The following is a 17,564-nucleotide window of genomic DNA, read 5'->3' as shown; positions in this document are numbered from 1 at the left end:
CCGTCGGTACGCGTCCGGTCGACCGGACGCGAGAGGAGTGGTCATGGAAGAGAAAACGGACTTATCCAGGCGCACCTTTCTCGGGATGAGCGCGCTGGGCGTGCTCGGTCTCGCCGGCTGCGGGGGAAGCCCTCCGGCACCGCAGGTCGACGTCCAAGTGCCCCAGGCGCTGCTCGACCAGGCGGCCTCGCTGCGCGGCGGGTCGGTCGGAATGCTGTCGCAGAAGCTGTACTCGGAGGCCGCGAACCAGGCACTGGACCGGTCGCTGCAGGTGTTCGCCCAGGCCACCGGCACGACGGTGCGCAACGACCTGGTGTCCGGCGACGCCGGCGACATGGTCGCGAAGATGGACGCCGAGGTGAAGTCGGGCACCAGCCGCGATCTCGCCTTCGTGAGCGACCGGCGGTTCGTCGGCCAGCTCCACAACCTCGGTGCCCTCACCGACGTCACCGACGTGGTCGACGAGATGCGCAAGCTCTACGGGGAGCCCGCGACGGAGGCGAGCACGTACTGCGTGTTCGGCGGGCGCTGGTTCGCGATCCCCTACCACTTCATCGCGTCCGCGATGTACCTGCGCAAGGACTGGTACCAGGAGAAGGGTCTGGCGCTCAAACCCCACTACACGTGGGAAGAGTTGCGGGACAACGCTTTGGAGGTCTCCGACCCGGCGAAGAGGCGCTTCGGCTGGGGTCTCACGGTGAACCGCTCCGGTGACGCCAACGGCTTCATCGCGAACGTCATCAACTGCTACGGCGGCGCGATCGCCGACAACACCGGCACGAAGGTCGTCTTCAACTCGCCGGAGACCGTCGCCGCGGTCACGTTCATCGGCGACATCTACACGAACCCGAAGTACACGCCGATGCTGCCACCGGGGATCGGCAGCTGGACCGACTCGAGCAACAACGAGAACTGGCTGGCCCAGATCCTCGGACTCACGCTCAACCAGTTCAGCGTCTACGCCGACTCGAAGACCAAGGGCAACCCGGTCTACGCCAACACCCACCCGTTCAACGGCGCCACCGGACCGGCGATCGACAAGCCGCTCGCGTTCGGCGAGTCCAACTCGTTCGTCGTGTTCAAGGGGGCGAAGAACCCCGACCTCGCCAAGCTGGTCGCGAAGTTCATGGTGAGCGGCAGCGCGCTGCTCGGCGTCGCGAAGGGAGCACCGTGCCTCGTCAACCCGTCGTGGGACAAGGTGTGGGACTCCGATCCGTACTACACCAGCGGTGACCCCGCCTTCCCCGCGCTGCGCGAACAGACCCGCACGCAGCTCCCGCTGAAGACCAAGACCGGCTTCGCCTTCCCCCAGGCCCCGAGTCCCGGCGAGCAGGCCGCCACGGCCGCCTACCTGCTGACCGACATGATGCAGTCGGTCATCCAGGGCACCAAGCCGGCCGAGGCCGTCGCGTCGACGCACGCGCGGATCGTCCAGGTCTTCGAGCAGCAGGGCTACAAGCAGTGACCGTCCTGCGCGAGCGTCCGGCGCCGGTCCGCCCGGCGCCGGGCAGGTCGTCCTCGCTCACCACGTCGCAACGAGTGCTCGGGCGCGACTGGCGCCTCGCCGCGGTGTTCATCGGGCCGACGCTGCTGCTGGTCGCCGGCCTGATCCTGTTCCCGATCGTCAGCTCCGTGCTCACCAGCACCACGGAACGCCACGGCGCGGAGACGGTCTTCGTCGGGCTGGACAACTACCTCGCCCTGATCGACGACGCCGTGTTCCACAAGGGCGTGCTGAACTCGTTCGTCTTCACCGCGTACGCCGAGATCTTCAAGGTGACCTTCGGCCTCATCGCGGCGTTGATGCTGCACCACATGCGCCGCGGCCGGGCGATCATCGCCGGGGTGATCCTGCTGCCGTGGGTGGTGCCGACGGTCGTCACGGCCTTCACCTGGCGGTCCCTGTTCGACCCGATCTTCGGCAGCGTCAACGTCCTGCTCACCGACTCCGGGATCGGGCCGGCCCTCGCCGCGGTCGGGCTCGTCGACCGATGGCCCGCGGAGTGGCTGTCCGATCCCGCGCTCGCGATGCCGGCGGTGATCCTCGTCAACGTGTGGAAGGGCATCCCGTTCTTCACGGTGACGTTCCTCGCCGGGCTCAAGGCCATCGACAGCGGCCTCTACGAGGCGGCCATTGTGGACGGTGCCACGCCGTGGCAGCGGTTCAGGCACATCACGCTGCCGGGTCTGCGTCACATCATGATCGTGACGGTGCTGCTGTCGTCGATCTGGACGTTCAACAACTTCGACCTGATCTGGCTGATGACCCAGGGCGGGCCGGGGGACGCCACCGCTCCGTACGTGATGGTGGCCTACTCGAAGGCCATCCAGCAGCTGCAGCTGGGCGCGGGCGCCGCCGTCACGCTGGTGATGCTGCCGGTCGTCGCCGTCCTCGTGGTGATCCTCGTGCGGATGATGCGGCGCAGCGATATGCCGGGCACGGGCGACCTGGGGCGCAGGCGGCTGACTCCGGCTCAGCGCAGGGCGATGCCGTGGGTGGTCGTCGCGGCCTCGGTGCTCGTGCTGGTCTGGGCGTCGCCGCACATCGTGTGGAAGGCGGCGGTCGTGCTGGGCGTGTTCGTGGTGCTCGCGGCCGCCGTCGGACGGGTCGTCTCCGCGCTCGCCGCGCGGGGGAACCGGCTGGCCGCGCGCGTGGTCAGCGGCACCGGGTCCGGGATCGCGCTCGTGGGCCTGCTGGGCTTCGTGCTCGCCCCGCTCTACTGGATGACGGTCACGGCGTTCAAGTCCGACTCCCAGATCGTCTCGCGCACCGACGACCTCTGGCCGACCCCGTGGAGCACCGAGCAGTTCACCAACCTGTTCACGGGCAGGGCGTTCGGCACCTGGTACCTCAACACGATCCTGGTGTCGGTGGCGTCCACCGTGATCGCCCTGATCTGCGCGGCTCTGGCCGGTTATGCGTTGGCACGGCTGAAGTTCCGGGGTTCGGAGAGCTTCACGGTGACGATCCTGCTCACCTACGTGATGCCGGGCGCGCTGCTGTTCATCCCGCTGTACCAGATGATGAGCGGGATCGGGCTCAACGACTCCCTGTGGGCGCTCGTGCTCGCCTATCCCACGTTCACCCTGCCGTTCGCGACGTGGCTGCTCGTCGGCTACTTCAAGTCGATCCCGGCCGACCTCGAGGAGGCCGCGCTGGTCGACGGCTGCACGCGGTTCGGCGCGTTCATCCGGATCGTGCTGCCGCTGGCCAAACCGGGCCTGCTCGCGGTCGGGCTGTTCACGCTCACCAACGCGTGGAACGAGTTCCTGTTCGCCTTCGTGTTCATCACCAAGGACGACTACAAGACGCTGCCCGTCGGCATGCAGTCGATGATCTTCGGTGACGTCGTGCCGCAGGGACAGCTCGCCGCGGCCTCGCTGCTGATCAGCATCCCTGTCGTGGTCATGTACGGCTTCGGGCAGCGGTTCCTGACCGAGGGCCTCACGGCGGGGGCGGTGAAGGGATGACCGAGAGCCCGGCGATCACGGAGGAGCACGTCGCGACGGCGTCCCGGCCGAGCGACCTGCGCATCACCGATCTGCGGGTGGCCAACGTGGCCGGTGTGCCGTTCCGCTCGTCGATCATCAGGATCGACACCAACCAGGGCCTGACCGGCTACGGGGAGGTGCGCGACCAGGCCAGCGCCACCTACGCGCTCATCCTCAAGAGCCGGCTCGTCGGCGAGAACCCCTGCAACGTCGACAAGATCTTCCGCAAGATCAGGCAGTTCGGGTTCCACGGCCGCCAGGGCGGAGGGGTCTCCGGCGTCGAGATGGCGCTGATGGACCTCGCCGGCAAGGCGTACGGGGTGCCCGCGCACGCGCTGGTGGGCGGCCGGTTCCGGGATGAGATCCGGTGCTACGCGGACACTCCCGCACTGCCGGATCCGCGTGAGATGGGCGCCCGGCTGCTGGAGCGCAAGCAGCGCGGGTTCACCATGCTGAAGATGGACGTGGGCATCGACCTGCTGTGGGACGTCCCGGGGGCGCTGATCGCGCCGCCGGGCGCCCGCGCGGACCTGACGACGATGCACCCGTTCACGGGCATCCAGGTCACCGCGAAGGGAGTCGAGCACCTGGCGTCCTATGTGGACACGGTGCGTTCGGTCGTCGGTTACGACGTCGCGCTCGCCGCCGACCACTTCGGCCACATCGCGCTCGACTCCTGCATCCGGATCGGCCGCGCGCTGGAACCGTTCACGCTGGCCTGGATCGAGGACCTGATCCCGTGGCAGCTGACCGGCCAGTGGCGCCGGCTGACCGAGGCCGTCGCCGTCCCGACCTGCACGGGGGAGGACATCTACCTGCTCGACGGCTTCCGGCCGCTGCTCGACGCGGGCGCCATCCGCGTCGTGCACCCCGACCCGGCGACGGCGGGCGGGATCGCGGAGACCAAGCGGCTCGGCGACTACGCGCAGGAGCGCGGGATCCCGATGGCGCTGCACCTGGCGGCCTCGCCGATCGCGACCATGGCGTGCGTGCACCTGGCCGCCGCCACGGAGAACTTCCTCGCACTGGAACACCACGCGGCCGACGTGGAGTTCTGGAGCGACCTAGTCACCGGCCTGCCCCGCCCGCTGATCCAGAACGGCCACATCGCGGTGCCGGACACGCCGGGACTGGGGTTCGGCGACGTCGACGAGGACCTGCTGCGCCGCCACCTCGACCCGCGCGATCCGGTGTTCTTCGCCGAGACGACGCACTGGGACGGGGAGTCGAGCCACGACCGGCTGTGGAGCTAGTGGTGTGGCCCGGAACCGCGCCGGGCCACACCACCGGAGCGTCCGTCAGGCGCGGCCCTGCTCGGCGCGCCACCGCTCGTACTCGGGCCTGGCCTCGTCCGACAAGGGGTAGTACAGCCGCAGGTCGCCGCCCTCGGACAGCCGGATGCGGGAGAACTCCTCCCACTCGGCGTGCTCCTGGGCGGCGGCCACCACGGCGGGTGCCAGCTTGGCCGGCACCACGACCGCCCCGTCGTCGTCGGCGACGACGATGTCCCCAGGTTCGACGAGCGTGCCCCCGCACGCCACCGGCACGTTGACGGCGGCCGGCACGATGTCGGTCTGGGCGTGGAAGTTCGGTGTGGCGCCCCGGATCCACAGCCCGAGGCCGAGCCGCTTGGCCTCCCCGGTGTCGCGCAGGCACCCGTCGACCACCACGCCGGCACCGCCGCGGCCCTTGAAGTAGGTCAGCATCATCTCGCCGAACACGCCGCTGCTCATGTCACCACGCGCGTCGACGACGATCATGTCGCCGGGCTGGGCGTGGTACATGACGTGCCGGTGCAGCTGCTTCTCCGGTTCCTCGTACTCGTCGACGGGGTAGAGGTCCTCCCGCTTCGGCAGGAACTGCAGCGTCAGGGCCGGCCCGGCGACGCGCACGCCGGGGGTCACCGAGACCGGGCCGCGGATGAACGCGCTGCGGATGCCCATGCGGCTGAGCTCGCCGCTGGCCGTCGCGCTGCCGATGGCGGCGAGGGCCTCGCTGAGTTCGGCAGGCGGGCGAACGATGTCGTGCGTCTCGACCACGTCGGTAGCTCCCTCGGATCCGCGCTGATCGACTCGAGCCTAGTCGCGCGAACCCTTGTGGGGGAACCGAAAGCGCCTGTGCGTTCTTCACCGCGTGCCGGGCGGCTCGGTGCGGCGCGGCGCGGTGTGATCTCATGACGTGGCCGGTCGGCGGAACGAGCGCTACACGCGGGGACGACGATGAGACAGCTGACCTTCAGCGACGACAGGGACACCGAGCAGCGGTGGCGCCCAGGTGATCCGCAGCCCGCTGTCGACGCGTTCCTCGACTTCGTCGCCCGGCACCGCGACGCCGGAAACTCCTCGTTCTGCATGGAGGACGAGGAGAACGAGGAGGCGCTGCTGTTCCTGTTCGAGATCGCGGCCATCTGCCGGGTCAAGGGGGCGGAGAACCCGCGGACCGAGTACCGCGTCGTCACGGGCAGCGGCGACTACCGCGCGCAGGCGTCCCACTTCGTCGGCGGAGGCTTCAGCGCTCTCGACCTCCACGGCCCCTGGCTGCCGGACGCGGAGAGCTTCCTGCGCGCACGATCGGAGCACCTGAGCCGGCGGGCTTCGCGGAACGCCGCCCGAGAAGAAGTCGCCGACGAGCGGGGGAAAGCGCTCCGGTCCGAGTTCGACGAGTCAGTCCTGCGGCGGACCCATCCGCGCGAGCTGCGCCGCCGGCTGGAGGTCCTGAGCCGCATCGACGGGCACGAGCCGACGACGGTCGACGGGGTCACGCATTTCGGCTACGGCAACGGTGACACCGTCAACGCCTGGTTCACCGCGGCCGGTCGCGGACTGGTGGTGACGTTCGACCGCTCCAGCACGCTGAACCTCGCCGACGACGCCGGCGCTCAGGCGGCGTTGTACGACGGCGTTCCGGCGGAACTTCTCGCACTGGTGAGGAACGCGCCGGACACGGCCACCACGCTCACCGTCCCGCACCCCGACGGCGGCACGCAGGTGGCCGCCACCGGGGTCTTCGCCTTCTCGGGTCCCTGCGCGATGGCGGAGGGCCTGGTGACGCGCTTGCGGGAAACGGGGTCGGGCATCGAGGACACCGGGGTCGGCCGGCTGCTGGAGGGCTTCCTCGCGGTACGGGACTTCACGCCGGACGCGGTCGCCGAGACGGTGTCGTGGTGGAGCGCCGACGACATCGCGAAGGGCTTCGCCGCCGCACCGCAACGAGCGCGGTCCGAGACGGAGCCCCTGGGCCGCGAGGCGGTGGACAGCTTCTGCCGGATCTGGGCGGACTCCGGGTACAACGACCGCTGGGACGTGCACCACGTCCTCTTCGACAGCCACACGCTCGAGGAGGCCGGCGAAGCCAGGGACGACCTGCTGCGTCTGGTCGAGACGCTCGGACTCGAACTCGTCGACACCCCGCCGGGAGCGGCGTCCGGAGAGGTGTGGGTCCGCACGGACCCCCGCATCGACGCCGAGCTCGGGAACTGGGCGTGACCGGTCGCTGACGTCACCTCACGCCCCTGCGGCGGAGATCTCCGTCCACTTCCACCAGGTGTAGTGGTACTCGCCCTGCTCGACCTGGAACCGCTTGCCGCAGTCGCGGCACTCGCAGACCCGGTCGGGCACCCACTGCCTGTCGTTGGCGACGGTGGCCACGACCCGGACGTGCCGGCGGTGCTCTTCCTTCGCGGGATCGTAGAACTGGTGCGAGAGGTAGGCGGCGCAGAGGCAGACACCCCTGTCGTGCAGCCGGATCCGGGCGAGGGCGTGGTCCAGGTTGGACCTGTTGGGCACGAGCGCGCCGCCGAGCTCCACGTCCGCGGTCGCCTTCTCGACGGCGGGCAACGCACGCGCCAACGGTGCCAGGACCTCGGGGTCACGGGTCTCGAAGACCGCCCACACCGCGGAGAGGACGCGGTTCTCGTCGCCGGAGAGGAAGTCCGCGACGAGCGGGGACCGGAGCGCGTCCTCCTCGGCGCCCGGCCCGGCCATCCACTGCACCGGCAGCACGAGCACGGCGGCTTTGCTGGTCCGCAAGGCGGCGGCCGAGCTGTCGATGAGGACCACGGCGTCGCTCCCGGACCGCCACCACACCGCGGTCTCCGCACCGAGCGAGCGCACCAGGCCCGCGGGAGCGCTGCGCCGGTCGTAGGAGGCCGTGTCGGCTCCGTCGGTGAAGCGCGTCGCGTCGAAGCGGTGGCGGACACCCCACCGCTGGTCCGCCAGCGCGGCGACGGGCGCCGTGAAAGCGGCCAGCGCCGCCGCGTCCGAGGTGGCGGCGAGAGGCAGCACGTGCATGAGGAAGCTGGTCTGGCCCTCCAGGCCGTCGATCTCCCACTCGAGCCACTCGTCGCCGTCGGGCCACGGCAGGCCTGCCATCTGCTCCACCACGGCCAGGACCTGCTCGGGCGTGGCGTCCACGATCTCGTCGCTCATCCGGTGCCGCCGCTCGCGAGCAGCTCGCGGTAGCGGGCGACGTGGTGCTCGGCAGGGGAAGGCGACACCGCCGGCTCCGGGAGCTCGTCGGGATCGTCGGTGCTGATCGTCACGCCCTGGGCCCGGCACAGCGCGACCAGGCCGGCGTAACCGTCGTCGGTCCACTGGCCGTACTCGTCGCTCAGGGCCTCGCTGAGGGTGGTGCCGCGCAGGAGCTGGAACTGGCCCTCGTTGTCGAGGCCCACGACCGGTGCCGAGGCGAGCGGGAGGTCGTCCGGGCCGCGCCAGTAACCGAACGCCCGGCCCTCGTCCTCGTCCTCGGCGACCCAGGTGATCAGCGCCGCCGTCTCCTCGATCGCTCTGACGTTGGCGACGACGTCGGGGTTCGCCAGGTCCGCGGCGGTCAGGTAGCCGGTGTCGAGCGCCGCCGGCGGTTCGTCGTCGGCGAGCAGGCGCAGGCCGTCCGACCAGGGGTTCGACGCGCCCGCTTGCTGCCGGCTGCGCCACACGGCGAGGTCTTCGGGAACCATCGGCATGCCTCTCGCGGTGGGTGTGGATCTTCGGTGGCGTTCGCCGCGAAGCAGTCTCGCACGGTGGCGGATTCCGCTTGGGAGCAACGACTCGGCGAACACCGTCCGATGTGGCTCCACTGTGCACGGAGAGCCGCTTCCCGTGGTGGCGCCTAGACAGTCACAGCGGTGGCCGGCTCCAGCGGCAGGAAGACCTGGAACCTCGTGTCACCCGGTGCCGACTCCACCCGGATGGCGCCGTGGTGCTTGTTGACCACGATCCGCCACGAGATCTCCAGGCCGAGTCCGGTGCCCTCGCCGACAGGCTTGGTCGTGAAGAACGGTTCGAAGATCCGGTCCTTGACCTCCGCCGGGATGCCGGGGCCGGTGTCGCCGATCTCCACGACGAGGTGCCTGTCCTGCCTGGAGGTCCGCACGGTCAGCGTTCCCGCGCCGCCCATCGCGCTCAGCGCGTTGTCGATCATGTTCGTCCACACCTGGTTGAGCTCGCCGGCGTACGCGGAGACGCGGGGGAGCGCCCGGTCGTAGTCCTTGACCACCTGCACGCCCGTCAGCTTCCCGCCGAACATGACCAGCGTGGAGTCGAGCAGCTCGTGCACGTCGACCACCTGGAACGGCGCGCGGTCCATCTGCGAGTACTGCTTGGCCGCACCGACCAGAGTGGACACCCTGGTGGTGGCGTCCTCGATCTCGTTCATCAGCATCTCGGTCTCGACCGTGTACCTGAGCCAGTGCACGGCGGACGCCGTGACGGCGGCGGGGCAGGACGCGAGCGATCCCTCCAGCCACTCGACGTCCAGCCCGGCCGCGACCAGGACGGGCGCGACGTCCCAGCCGCCGCTGATGCCCTGCTCGTCGAGCCAGTCGGCGACCTCGTCCTCGGCGTCGCTGGCCTCCAGCGGACTGAGCTTCGGCGCCTTCGCGACTCGCTCGACCGCCTTCTCCTGGAGCTTGACCAGGGCCGGGAGCACGGCCGGTTCGATCGCGCCCTGTGCCAGGAGCGCGAGCTTGTGCCGCATCCCCGCGACCCGTTCGCGCAGCGCCGCGGTCGCCCGCACCGCGGCCGCGGCCGGGTTGTTGAGCTCGTGGGTGAGGCCCGCGGACAGTGCGCCGAGCGCGGTGAGCCGTTCGTGCTGGCCCACCGTCGCCTGGGTGTTGCGCATGCCCCAGAACAGGCCCTCCAGCAGGTGCATCGCCATCGGGAACCACGTGCGGACCATCGGCCCGAACTCGTCGGCGTCGAACTGCAGCATCGACGTGGCGGTGATCGACTCGACGGTCATCTGGTAGGTCGGCTGGTCGAGCTCCAGGTACGCCTGGGTGGCACCGAAGTACGAGCCGCGCAGGCTGCTGCGGCTCACCTCGACGCGCTGGCCGCCGATGGTGCGGCACAGGGCGACCGTTCCCTCGAGCAGCACGAAGAAGCACGTCGCCGGCTCGCCCTCGGCGAGGACGTCCGTGCCCGCCTCGCGGGTCTCGACGTGGCCGTGTGCGGCCAGCCAGTCGAGCTGGTCCTGGCCGAGCTTCTCGAACAGGAACAGCTCGCGCAGCTCCGCCGCGGTGAGCCTCTCCATCACGACCGCTCCAGGTAGCGGTGGACCAGGGTGACCGCCATGGCGCCCTCGCCGACCGCGGACGCGACCCGCTTCACCGAGTCCGCCCGGACGTCGCCCGCGACGAACACACCGGGCATGTTGGTCTCCAGGTGGTACGGCGCCCGCTCGAGGTCCCACCCGGGAGGCGAACCGCCGAGGTCGGGCCCGGCGAGGAGGAAGCCGCGGTCGTCCCTCTCCAGCGTGCCGTCGAGCCAGTCCGTGCGCGGGGCGGCGCCGATGAACGCGAACAACCAGCTCGCCGGAACGGTCGTCGTCTCGCCGGTCTTGTTGTGCAGCAGCGTGAGCGTCTCGAGGTGATCGTCACCCGTGCCGCCGCGGACCTCGGTCTGCGTGCGCACCTCCACGTTCGGGATCGCCGCGAGCTGGTCGATGAGGTACCGCGACATCGACTGCTCCAGCGAGTCGCCCCTCACCAGGATCACGACCTTGCGCGCGTGCCCGGAGAAGTAGACGGCCGCCTGGCCCGCGGAGTTCGCGCCACCGACCAGGTAGACGTCCTGACCGGCGCAGTTCGGGCCCTCGGTGGTCGAGGCGCCGTAGTACACGCCCCGCCCGGTCAGCTCGCCCAGTCCGGGCGCGTCGAGCAACCGGTACGACACACCGGTGGCGAGGATGACGGTGTGCGCGGCGAGCTCGGTGCCGTCGCCGAACCGCACGACGCGCGCGGCTCCCCGGCGTTCCAGGGAGACGACGTCGCGCGTGGTGAGCAGCTCGACGCCGAACTTCACCGCCTGCCTGCGGGCCCGTTCGGTCAGCTGCCCGCCGGACACCCCGTCGGGGAAGCCCAGGTAGTTCTCGATGCGGCTGCTCGTGCCCGCCTGGCCGCCCGTCGCGATCCGTTCGACCAGAACGGTTCGCAGGCCCTCCGACCCTCCGTACACGGCGGCACCGAGCCCCGCGGGCCCGCCGCCCACGACGATCAGGTCGTAGAACTCGGCCGACGGCTCCGTGCTCAGGCCCACCTCGGCGGCGAGCTCCGCGTCGGACGGGTCGACCAGGGCCTTGCCCGTCGCCGTGACCACGACCGGCAGGGTCGTCCCGTCCTGGTGCGCCGCGGTGAGCAGGCAGCGCGCCTCCGCCTCGTCGAGCGCGTGCCAGCGGAAGGGAACGTTGTTGCGCGCCAGGAAGTCGCGCACCTCGTAGGACCGCGGCGACCAGCGGTGCCCGACCACCCGCACCCGCTGCGGCGGCTGCCTGTCGCTCACGGCCCAGGCCCGCAGCTGCTCGTCGAGCACCGGGTAGAGGTTCTGCTCCGGCGGGTCCCACGGCTTGAGCAGGTAGTGGTCGAGGTCCACGACGTTGATCGCCTGGATCGCGGCGTCGGTGTCGGCGTACGCCGTGAGCAGCACCCGGCGCGCCTGGGGGAACACGTCCATGGCCTGCTCGAGGAACTCGATGCCGTTCATCTGCGGCATCCGGTGGTCGGCGAGCAACGCCGCGACCTCCTCGCCGCGCAGCTTGATCTCGTGGAGGGCCTCCAGGGCCTGGGCCCCGGACTCCGCCCGCACTACGCGGTACTGCTCGCCGTACTTCCGGCGCAGGTCGCGCGCCACCGCCCGCGACACGGCGGGGTCGTCGTCCACCGTGAGGATCGAAGGTCGCGCGACGCGACCGGCAGTCGTCATGCGTCCAGTCAAACACCCGGACTCGCCGACGGCCGCGATCGAGGTACCGTCTGGCCGTGACCACTACCTGCCAGCACGTCGCCGAGCTGGGGCCCGAGCCCGCACCCACCACTCCGGAGGGGTGTGAGGACTGCCTGGCCGAGGGCGGCCGCTGGGTGCACCTCCGCCTGTGCCTCGGCTGCGGCAAGGTCGCCTGCTGCGACTCTTCGCCCGCCAAGCACGCCTCGAAGCACTTCGCCGGCGAGGGGCATCCGATCATGCGCTCGTTCGAGCCGGGGGAGACCTGGCGCTGGTGCTTCGTGGACAACACCGTCGTGTGAGCTCCGCCGCGTGACCGGTGTGGACCCCGCTCACCCGAGGTCCCTCCGGTCACCGCACCGCGCGAGGAACGGCTCAGCCGGGCACCTCGTCCAGGTAGGCCTGCGCCTGCAGCGTGAACAGCTCGGCGTACCCGGCCTTGGCCGCCATCAGTTCCTCGTGCGTCCCGTACTCGGCGACCCTGCCGTGCTCCAACAGCAGGATCCGCTCGGCCTGCCGCACGGTCGAGAACCGGTGCGAGATGTACAGCGTCGTCCGGCCCTCCGACAGCTCCCGCAGCCGGGAGAACAGGTCGTGCTCGGCCCGCGCGTCGAGCGCCGACGTCGGCTCGTCGAGCACCAGGATCGGCGCCTCCCGCTGGAACGCCCTGGCCAGCGCGATCTTCTGCCACTCGCCGCCGGACAGGCTGACGCCCTGGTCGAACCAGCGGCCGAGCGGGGTGTCGTAGCCCTGGGGCAGCCGTTCGATCCGCTCGTCCGCTCCGGCGCGGCGGGCCGAGTCCTCGACGTGCGGCCGGTCCTCGAGCCGCGTCAGGTCGCCGAGGCCGATGTTCTCCGCGGCCGTGCCCTGGTACGTCACGTAGTCCTGGAACATCGCGCTGATCCGGGTGCGCAGCTCGACGGGGTCGTACTCGCGGATGTCGACGCCGTCGAGCAGGATGCGGCCACCGGTCGGGTCGTAGAGCCGGCAGAGCAGCTTGAACAACGTCGACTTGCCCGCGCCGTTGCGGCCCACCACCGCCACCGTCTCGCCGGGCCGGATCTCGAAGCTGACGTCGTCCAGCGCCGGTTCCTCGGCTCCGGGGTAGCTGAAGGTCACCGACTCGAACTCGATGTGACCCTCCACCGCGGACGGCATCGGCCGCGGTGACGCCGGTGCCGTGATCTCCGGCTTCGTGTCCAGGAACCGGTACAGCGTGTCGAGGTAGAGGTTGTTCTCGTACATCCCCGAGAACGCCGTGAACAACCCGGACACCGAGGTCTGCACGGACGCCGCGGCGGCGGTGTACAGCGCCAGGTCTCCCAGCGTGAGCCGTCCGCCGACCGCTTCCAGCGCGATGTACAACGTGATCGCCGAACCCGCGAGCGTGCTCAGCAGGCCCCAGGACGTCGAGCTGACGTTGCGGTTGATCGTCAGCTTCCGCTGCCGCTCGTAGGAGACCGTGCCGAGCCGGCGGAACCGGTCGACGAAGTACGGGCCGAGCCCGAAGAGCTTCGTCTCCTTGGCGTAGGTGTCCGTCGTGACCAAAGAGGACAGGTAGTCCATCCGCCGCTTGATCGGCGACATCATGAAGGTCAGCCAGAACGCGCGGGAGCCGTACCGCGACTGCGAGATGAACGCCGGGATCGGCGCCACGAGCGCGACCAGGGCCAGCAGCGGGCTGATCGACACGAGCAGCGCGATCATGCTGGTGAACGTGATCAGCGTCCGCAGGAGCCCCAGCGCGGAGTTCATCATGGACAGCGGCCGCGTCGGCGCTTCCTGCGCGGCCTGGCGCATCATGTCGTACGACGTCGAGCCCTCGAAGTACGCGAGGTGCAGGTCGCTGGCGTGCGCCATCACCCGGTGGCGGATGGTCAGCGTCATGCGTTCCTGCAGCAGCGCCTGCGCGATCGACGTCAGCGCGCCGCTGACCGCGGTCGCGGCGAGCACGCCGAACTGGAACAGGGCGACCTTCGCGATGTCACCCGTGGTGCCGGTCTGCTGGATCGCCGCGACGACGGAGTCCAGCAGCAGCTTCGCGATGTACGCGGTCACGGTCGGCAGAAGCCCCGACAGGACCGTGATCAGCACCAGCAGGACGGTCAGCACCGGGCTGGCCTGCCACGTCAGCTTCGCGACCTTCGGCAGGCCGCGGACCGTGCCCGCCACGGACGTCCGCACGCGCTTCAGCCGGGAGCGCAGGTCCTTCGGGCCGTCCTCCTGCTTCGGTTCGGGGATGTCCACCGGTCCGGTGAGCCCGCTGTCCGGCACCGTAGTGGCGCGCCGCCGGCGGCCGCGCCGGGCCAGCACGAACTCCATGCCGCCCCCACCGCCCGGGATCATCCAGCCTCCACAGCGCCGTGCAGGAAGAAGTCGACCATCTGGCGCGTGGTCGGCGCGTCGACGTCCGGGGCCAGCCGGCGGCCGCCGAACAGCATGGTCAGGAAGAGGGCGGCGAGCTGCTCGGGCGGCAGCCTCAGCCGGTCCTCCTCCGGCGTGAACAGCTCGACCATCGCCGCCCTGATGGCGGCCATCGACTCGCGGCGCCCGCCCTTCCAGGTGCGGCGCTGGTCGTCGGGGCGTTGTCCGGCGTCGCCGTGCCTGCCCCGGCCGGAGGCGTGCAGCGCGCCCATCAGCGCGCCCATCCGTTCGAGGTGGGCGCCGAGCGACTCGGCGGCCTCGACTAGCCGGTCCTCCAGGGGCTGGTCGACGGGGATCTCGGCGATCGCGTCGAGCACGTGGTCGGGTTTCAGCGCCTCGGCCGTGCAGGCGTCGAACAGCTCGTCCTTGTCCTTGAACGCGCGGAAGACGGTGCCCTCGCCGATGCCGGCGGCGCGGGCGATCTGGCTGCTCGTCACGTTCGCGCCGTGCTCCATCAGAAGCGGCAGCACCGCGTGCACGATCATCGCGCGCCGGTCCTCGGCGCTCATGCTCGGCGCTCTCCGCCGGGTCTCCGATGCTGGTGTCATGCACCCATACTGCGGAGTGAGTGCTCACTCCGTCAAACGAGCAAGGGTCCCGCGGGTGTTCACCTTCAACCTCTGATCACTGCACGACTTGCTCGAGAGGGTGTTGCGAAACGCGATTTCGTGTCCTCCGCAGCAGGTCAATAGCGTCGAATTCATGGAATGGAGCTTTCACCCGGCCGAAGAACTCCTTGTGGCGATGCGCACCGGCGCGGTGACGTCAGTGGACCTGACCGACGAGGCGATCGCCCGCATCGAACGCGACGACGAGGTGATCAACGCGATCTGCGTGCCGGACTTCGACCGTGCGCGGGCTGCCGCACGCCAGGCCGACCTGGCACGTGCACGGGGTGAGGACCGGCCGCTTCTCGGCGTTCCGGTGACGGTCAAGGAGTCGTACGACATCGCGGGACTGCCCACGACCTGGGGCATGCCGCAGCACCGGGACCACGTGCCGGCCGAGGACGCCGTGCAGGTGTCCCGGCTCAAGGCCGCGGGCGCGGTGGTGCTGGGCAAGACCAACGTGCGTTGGGGCTGCAGGACGTCCAGAGCTTCAACGAGATCTACAGCACCACCACCAACCCGTGGGACCGCGGTCGCACGCCGGGTGGGTCCTCCGGCGGCTCGGCCGCGGCCCTGGCGTCCGGGTTCGGCGCGCTGTCCATCGGCTCGGACATCGGCGGCTCGCTGCGCACCCCCGCTCACTTCTGCGGCGTCTACGCGCACAAGCCGACGCTCGGACTGGCGGCCAGCCGCGGCATGGTCGCGCCGTCCGAGCCGGCGTTGCCGGTCGACCTGGACCTCGCCGTGGTCGGGCCGATGGCGCGCACCGCCCGTGACCTCACGCTCCTGCTCGACGTCATGGCCGGACCGGACCCGCTGACGTTCGGCAAGGCGTACGACCTGGCTCTGCCGGCCTCCCGCCACGAGCGGCTCCGCGACTTCCGGGTCCTGGTCCTCGACGAGCACCCGCTCATCCCGACCGGGGCCGCTGTGCGGGCGGGCGTGCACCGGGTGGCCGCCGCACTCTCCGAGAGCGGCGCTTACGTCTCACGGCACAGTCCGCTGCTGCCCGATCTGACCGAAGCCGCGACGCTCTACATGCGGTTGCTGGTGTCGGGCTCCGTCGCGCGTTTTCCCGTCGAAGCGCACAAGCGACCGCGAGCCGGCGCGGACGACCAGAGCCTTGACGCCGTGCGGATGCGCGCCATGACGTGCAGCCACCACGACTGGATGGAGGCGAACAGCCGCCGCGAGGTGCACCGCCACGGCTGGCGGCAGCTGTTCACCGAGTTCGACGCCGTGGTGTGCCCGGTCACGCCGACGCCCGCGTTCCCGCACGACCACAGCCCCGATCCGCTGGTGCGGGTGCTCGACGTCGACGGCGCCGAGCACCCGTACTTCGACCAGCTGGTGTGGGCGGGCCTCGCCACCATGCCCGGCCTGCCCGCCACCGCCGTCCCCGCGGGCCGGTCCCCGGAGGGCCTGCCGGTCGGGGTGCAGCTCATCGGCCCGATGTTCGAGGACCGCACCTCGCTGCGGCTGGCCGAACTGCTCGAACAGGTGACCGGCGGTTTTCAGGCGCCGCGGTAGGGCGCGTTCGTGGCGCAGGTCGTCCCGTTCAGGGTGAACGAGGACGGGGCGGCCGTGTTCCCGGTGTGCGCCGCCTGGAAGCCGATGTCGACGGACCTGCCGGGCGCGATCGTGGCGTTGTGGCCGGCGTTGCGGGCGGTGACCTGGCCTGAGGACGGCGAGTAGGTGGCGTTCCAGCCGGAGGTGATGGTCTGGCCGCCTGCCAGGGTGAAGGCGAGGGACCAGCCGTTGATCGCAGCGGTGCCGGTGTTCGTGATGGAGAGGCCGGCGGTCAGGCCGTTGTTCCAGGCGTTGACGGTGGCCTTGACGCTGCACGTGCCCGGGACCGGCGGGTCCGGGTCGCCGCCGCCCGTGATGCCGAAGAACTCCAGGGCCGCGGCGGCCATGCCCGCGGACGGCAGGCTGTGCCCGGCGCCCTGGATGGCGTACGCCTCGACCTTGTCCGAGTATCGGCTGCGGTTCCAGCCGGCGCGCGGGGTGTCGGTGGACGTCGGTGTCTGGCTCAGGCCGAACACGTCCGTCCACTGCTCGATCTCCTCCCGCAGCAGGGAGTACGGCACGAGCGTGTCCGCGGTGCCGTGCCACAGCTGCACTCGCGGGCGCGGGCCGGTGTAGCCGGGGTAGGCCTGCCGGACGAGGTTGCCCCACTCCTGCGGAGTGCGGTTCAGGCCACCGCCGCCGGTGCACCTGCTGCTGCCGGGCGGGTAGTCGGCGGCGTTGGCGAAGCAGTGGAACGGCACGCCCATGAACGCCGCGCCCGCCTTGAAGACGTCCGGGTACAAGGCGAGCATCTCGTTGGTCATCATGCCGCCGGAGGACGACCCGGTGGCGAAGACCCGGTCCGGGTCGCCGCCGTAGAGCTGCTGGACGTAGGTCACCATCGACACGATCGACACCGGGTCGCTTCCGCCGCCACGCCGCTTCGCCGCGTCGGACCACGTGTCGAAGCACTTGCCGAACCCGGCTTCCTGCTGCGCGCTCGGGTAGATGACGACGAACCCGTGCCGGTCGGCGAGGGAGCTGAACTCGCTGCCCGAGTGGAAGCCGGGGCCGGAGCCGCCGCAGCCGTGCATGGCGACGACGATCGCCGGCCTGGCAGGGCGGGTGTCCGGCACGTAGACGTGCATGCGCATCCCGCCGGGGTTCGCGCCGAAGCCGGTCACCTCCACCAGCGACGCGGCGGACGCCGGTGTCGCCGCCACGACACCGGCAAGCGTGAGCACGGCAGTCAAGACGGCCATGAGGGGTGTTCTGAGCGTGATCACAACCGACCTCCGGTCAGGCTTTCGGATCC

Annotated in this window: 13 protein-coding genes and 1 pseudogene; 6 read left to right on the top strand and 8 right to left on the bottom strand. The window is 70.6% G+C overall.

Annotated elements, in window-relative coordinates:
• Positions 1–85 precede the first annotated feature (85 nt).
• Genes ORI60_RS00630 through ORI60_RS00620 form a run of 3 tightly spaced genes read left to right on the top strand, consistent with a single transcriptional unit; the run spans position 86 to position 4,745 of the window.
• A complete protein-coding gene (locus ORI60_RS00630; RefSeq protein WP_266032648.1) occupies positions 86–1,465 on the top strand; it encodes an extracellular solute-binding protein in 1,380 nt (459 codons plus the stop codon).
• On the top strand, positions 1,462–3,471 hold the full coding sequence (locus ORI60_RS00625) for an ABC transporter permease subunit (RefSeq protein ID WP_266032645.1): 2,010 nt from the start codon (positions 1,462–1,464) through the stop codon (positions 3,469–3,471). Before ORI60_RS00630 ends, ORI60_RS00625 begins: the two co-directional genes overlap by 4 nt.
• The gene (locus tag ORI60_RS00620) at positions 3,468–4,745 is read left to right on the top strand and encodes a mandelate racemase/muconate lactonizing enzyme family protein (RefSeq protein WP_266032642.1); all 1,278 of its coding nucleotides are present in this window, start codon (positions 3,468–3,470) and stop codon (positions 4,743–4,745) included. Before ORI60_RS00625 ends, ORI60_RS00620 begins: the two co-directional genes overlap by 4 nt.
• A gap of 45 nt (positions 4,746–4,790) precedes the next feature.
• On the opposite strand, the gene ORI60_RS00615 is transcribed toward ORI60_RS00620, so the two are convergent.
• Positions 4,791–5,531, bottom strand: a complete 741-nt coding sequence (locus ORI60_RS00615; protein WP_266032639.1) for a ribonuclease activity regulator RraA — start codon at positions 5,529–5,531, stop codon at positions 4,791–4,793.
• Positions 5,532–5,711: 180 nt separating this feature from the next.
• Here ORI60_RS00615 and ORI60_RS00610 point away from each other — a divergent pair, with 180 nt between their 5' ends.
• Entirely contained in the window at positions 5,712–6,977 is a 1,266-nt protein-coding gene (locus ORI60_RS00610) for a DUF6357 family protein (RefSeq protein WP_266032636.1), read from the top strand.
• 18 nt (positions 6,978–6,995) lie between these two features.
• On the opposite strand, the gene ORI60_RS00605 is transcribed toward ORI60_RS00610, so the two are convergent.
• The 4 genes from ORI60_RS00605 to ORI60_RS00590 form a co-directional block, all read right to left on the bottom strand.
• Positions 6,996–7,919: a hypothetical protein gene (locus ORI60_RS00605; protein WP_266032633.1), complete on the bottom strand. Its 924-nt coding sequence runs from the start codon at positions 7,917–7,919 to the stop codon at positions 6,996–6,998.
• Positions 7,916–8,455: a hypothetical protein gene (locus tag ORI60_RS00600; protein WP_266032629.1), complete on the bottom strand. Its 540-nt coding sequence runs from the start codon at positions 8,453–8,455 to the stop codon at positions 7,916–7,918. Before ORI60_RS00600 ends, ORI60_RS00605 begins: the two co-directional genes overlap by 4 nt.
• Before the next feature lie 146 nt (positions 8,456–8,601).
• Complete coding sequence (locus ORI60_RS00595; RefSeq protein ID WP_266032627.1) at positions 8,602–10,023, bottom strand: ATP-binding protein; 1,422 nt, start codon at positions 10,021–10,023, stop codon at positions 8,602–8,604.
• Positions 10,023–11,690, bottom strand: coding sequence for an FAD-dependent oxidoreductase (locus ORI60_RS00590; protein WP_266032624.1), 1,668 nt, complete (start codon positions 11,688–11,690; stop codon positions 10,023–10,025). Before ORI60_RS00590 ends, ORI60_RS00595 begins: the two co-directional genes overlap by 1 nt.
• A gap of 56 nt (positions 11,691–11,746) precedes the next feature.
• Here ORI60_RS00590 and ORI60_RS00585 point away from each other — a divergent pair, with 56 nt between their 5' ends.
• Entirely contained in the window at positions 11,747–12,010 is a 264-nt protein-coding gene (locus ORI60_RS00585) for a UBP-type zinc finger domain-containing protein (protein ID WP_266032621.1), read from the top strand.
• A 73-nt stretch (positions 12,011–12,083) separates the two neighbouring features.
• Here ORI60_RS00585 and ORI60_RS00580 read toward each other — a convergent pair whose 3' ends face one another.
• Positions 12,084–14,030: an ABC transporter ATP-binding protein gene (locus tag ORI60_RS00580; protein ID WP_266033902.1), complete on the bottom strand. Its 1,947-nt coding sequence runs from the start codon at positions 14,028–14,030 to the stop codon at positions 12,084–12,086.
• Positions 14,031–14,050: 20 nt separating this feature from the next.
• A complete protein-coding gene (locus ORI60_RS00575; RefSeq protein ID WP_266033900.1) occupies positions 14,051–14,641 on the bottom strand; it encodes a TetR/AcrR family transcriptional regulator in 591 nt (196 codons plus the stop codon).
• A gap of 193 nt (positions 14,642–14,834) precedes the next feature.
• On the opposite strand from ORI60_RS00575, the pseudogene ORI60_RS00570 reads away from it, so the two are divergent.
• Positions 14,835–16,270 (top strand): annotated as a pseudogene (locus ORI60_RS00570) (amidase).
• Here ORI60_RS00570 and ORI60_RS00565 read toward each other — a convergent pair.
• Positions 16,255–17,511 carry a PHB depolymerase family esterase gene (locus tag ORI60_RS00565; protein ID WP_266032618.1) on the bottom strand — a complete coding sequence of 419 codons (1,257 nt, stop codon included), beginning with the start codon at positions 17,509–17,511 and terminating at the stop codon, positions 16,255–16,257. The pseudogene ORI60_RS00570 and the gene ORI60_RS00565 sit on opposite strands and share 16 nt — an antisense overlap.
• Between the last annotated feature and the right edge of the window lie 53 nt (positions 17,512–17,564).

The sequence above is a fragment of the Lentzea sp. NEAU-D7 genome (assembly GCF_026242055.1).
Lineage (GTDB): Bacteria > Actinomycetota > Actinomycetes > Mycobacteriales > Pseudonocardiaceae > Lentzea.
Note: the sequence above shows the minus strand (reverse complement) of the source record. Positions and strands in the feature narration are given on the sequence as shown.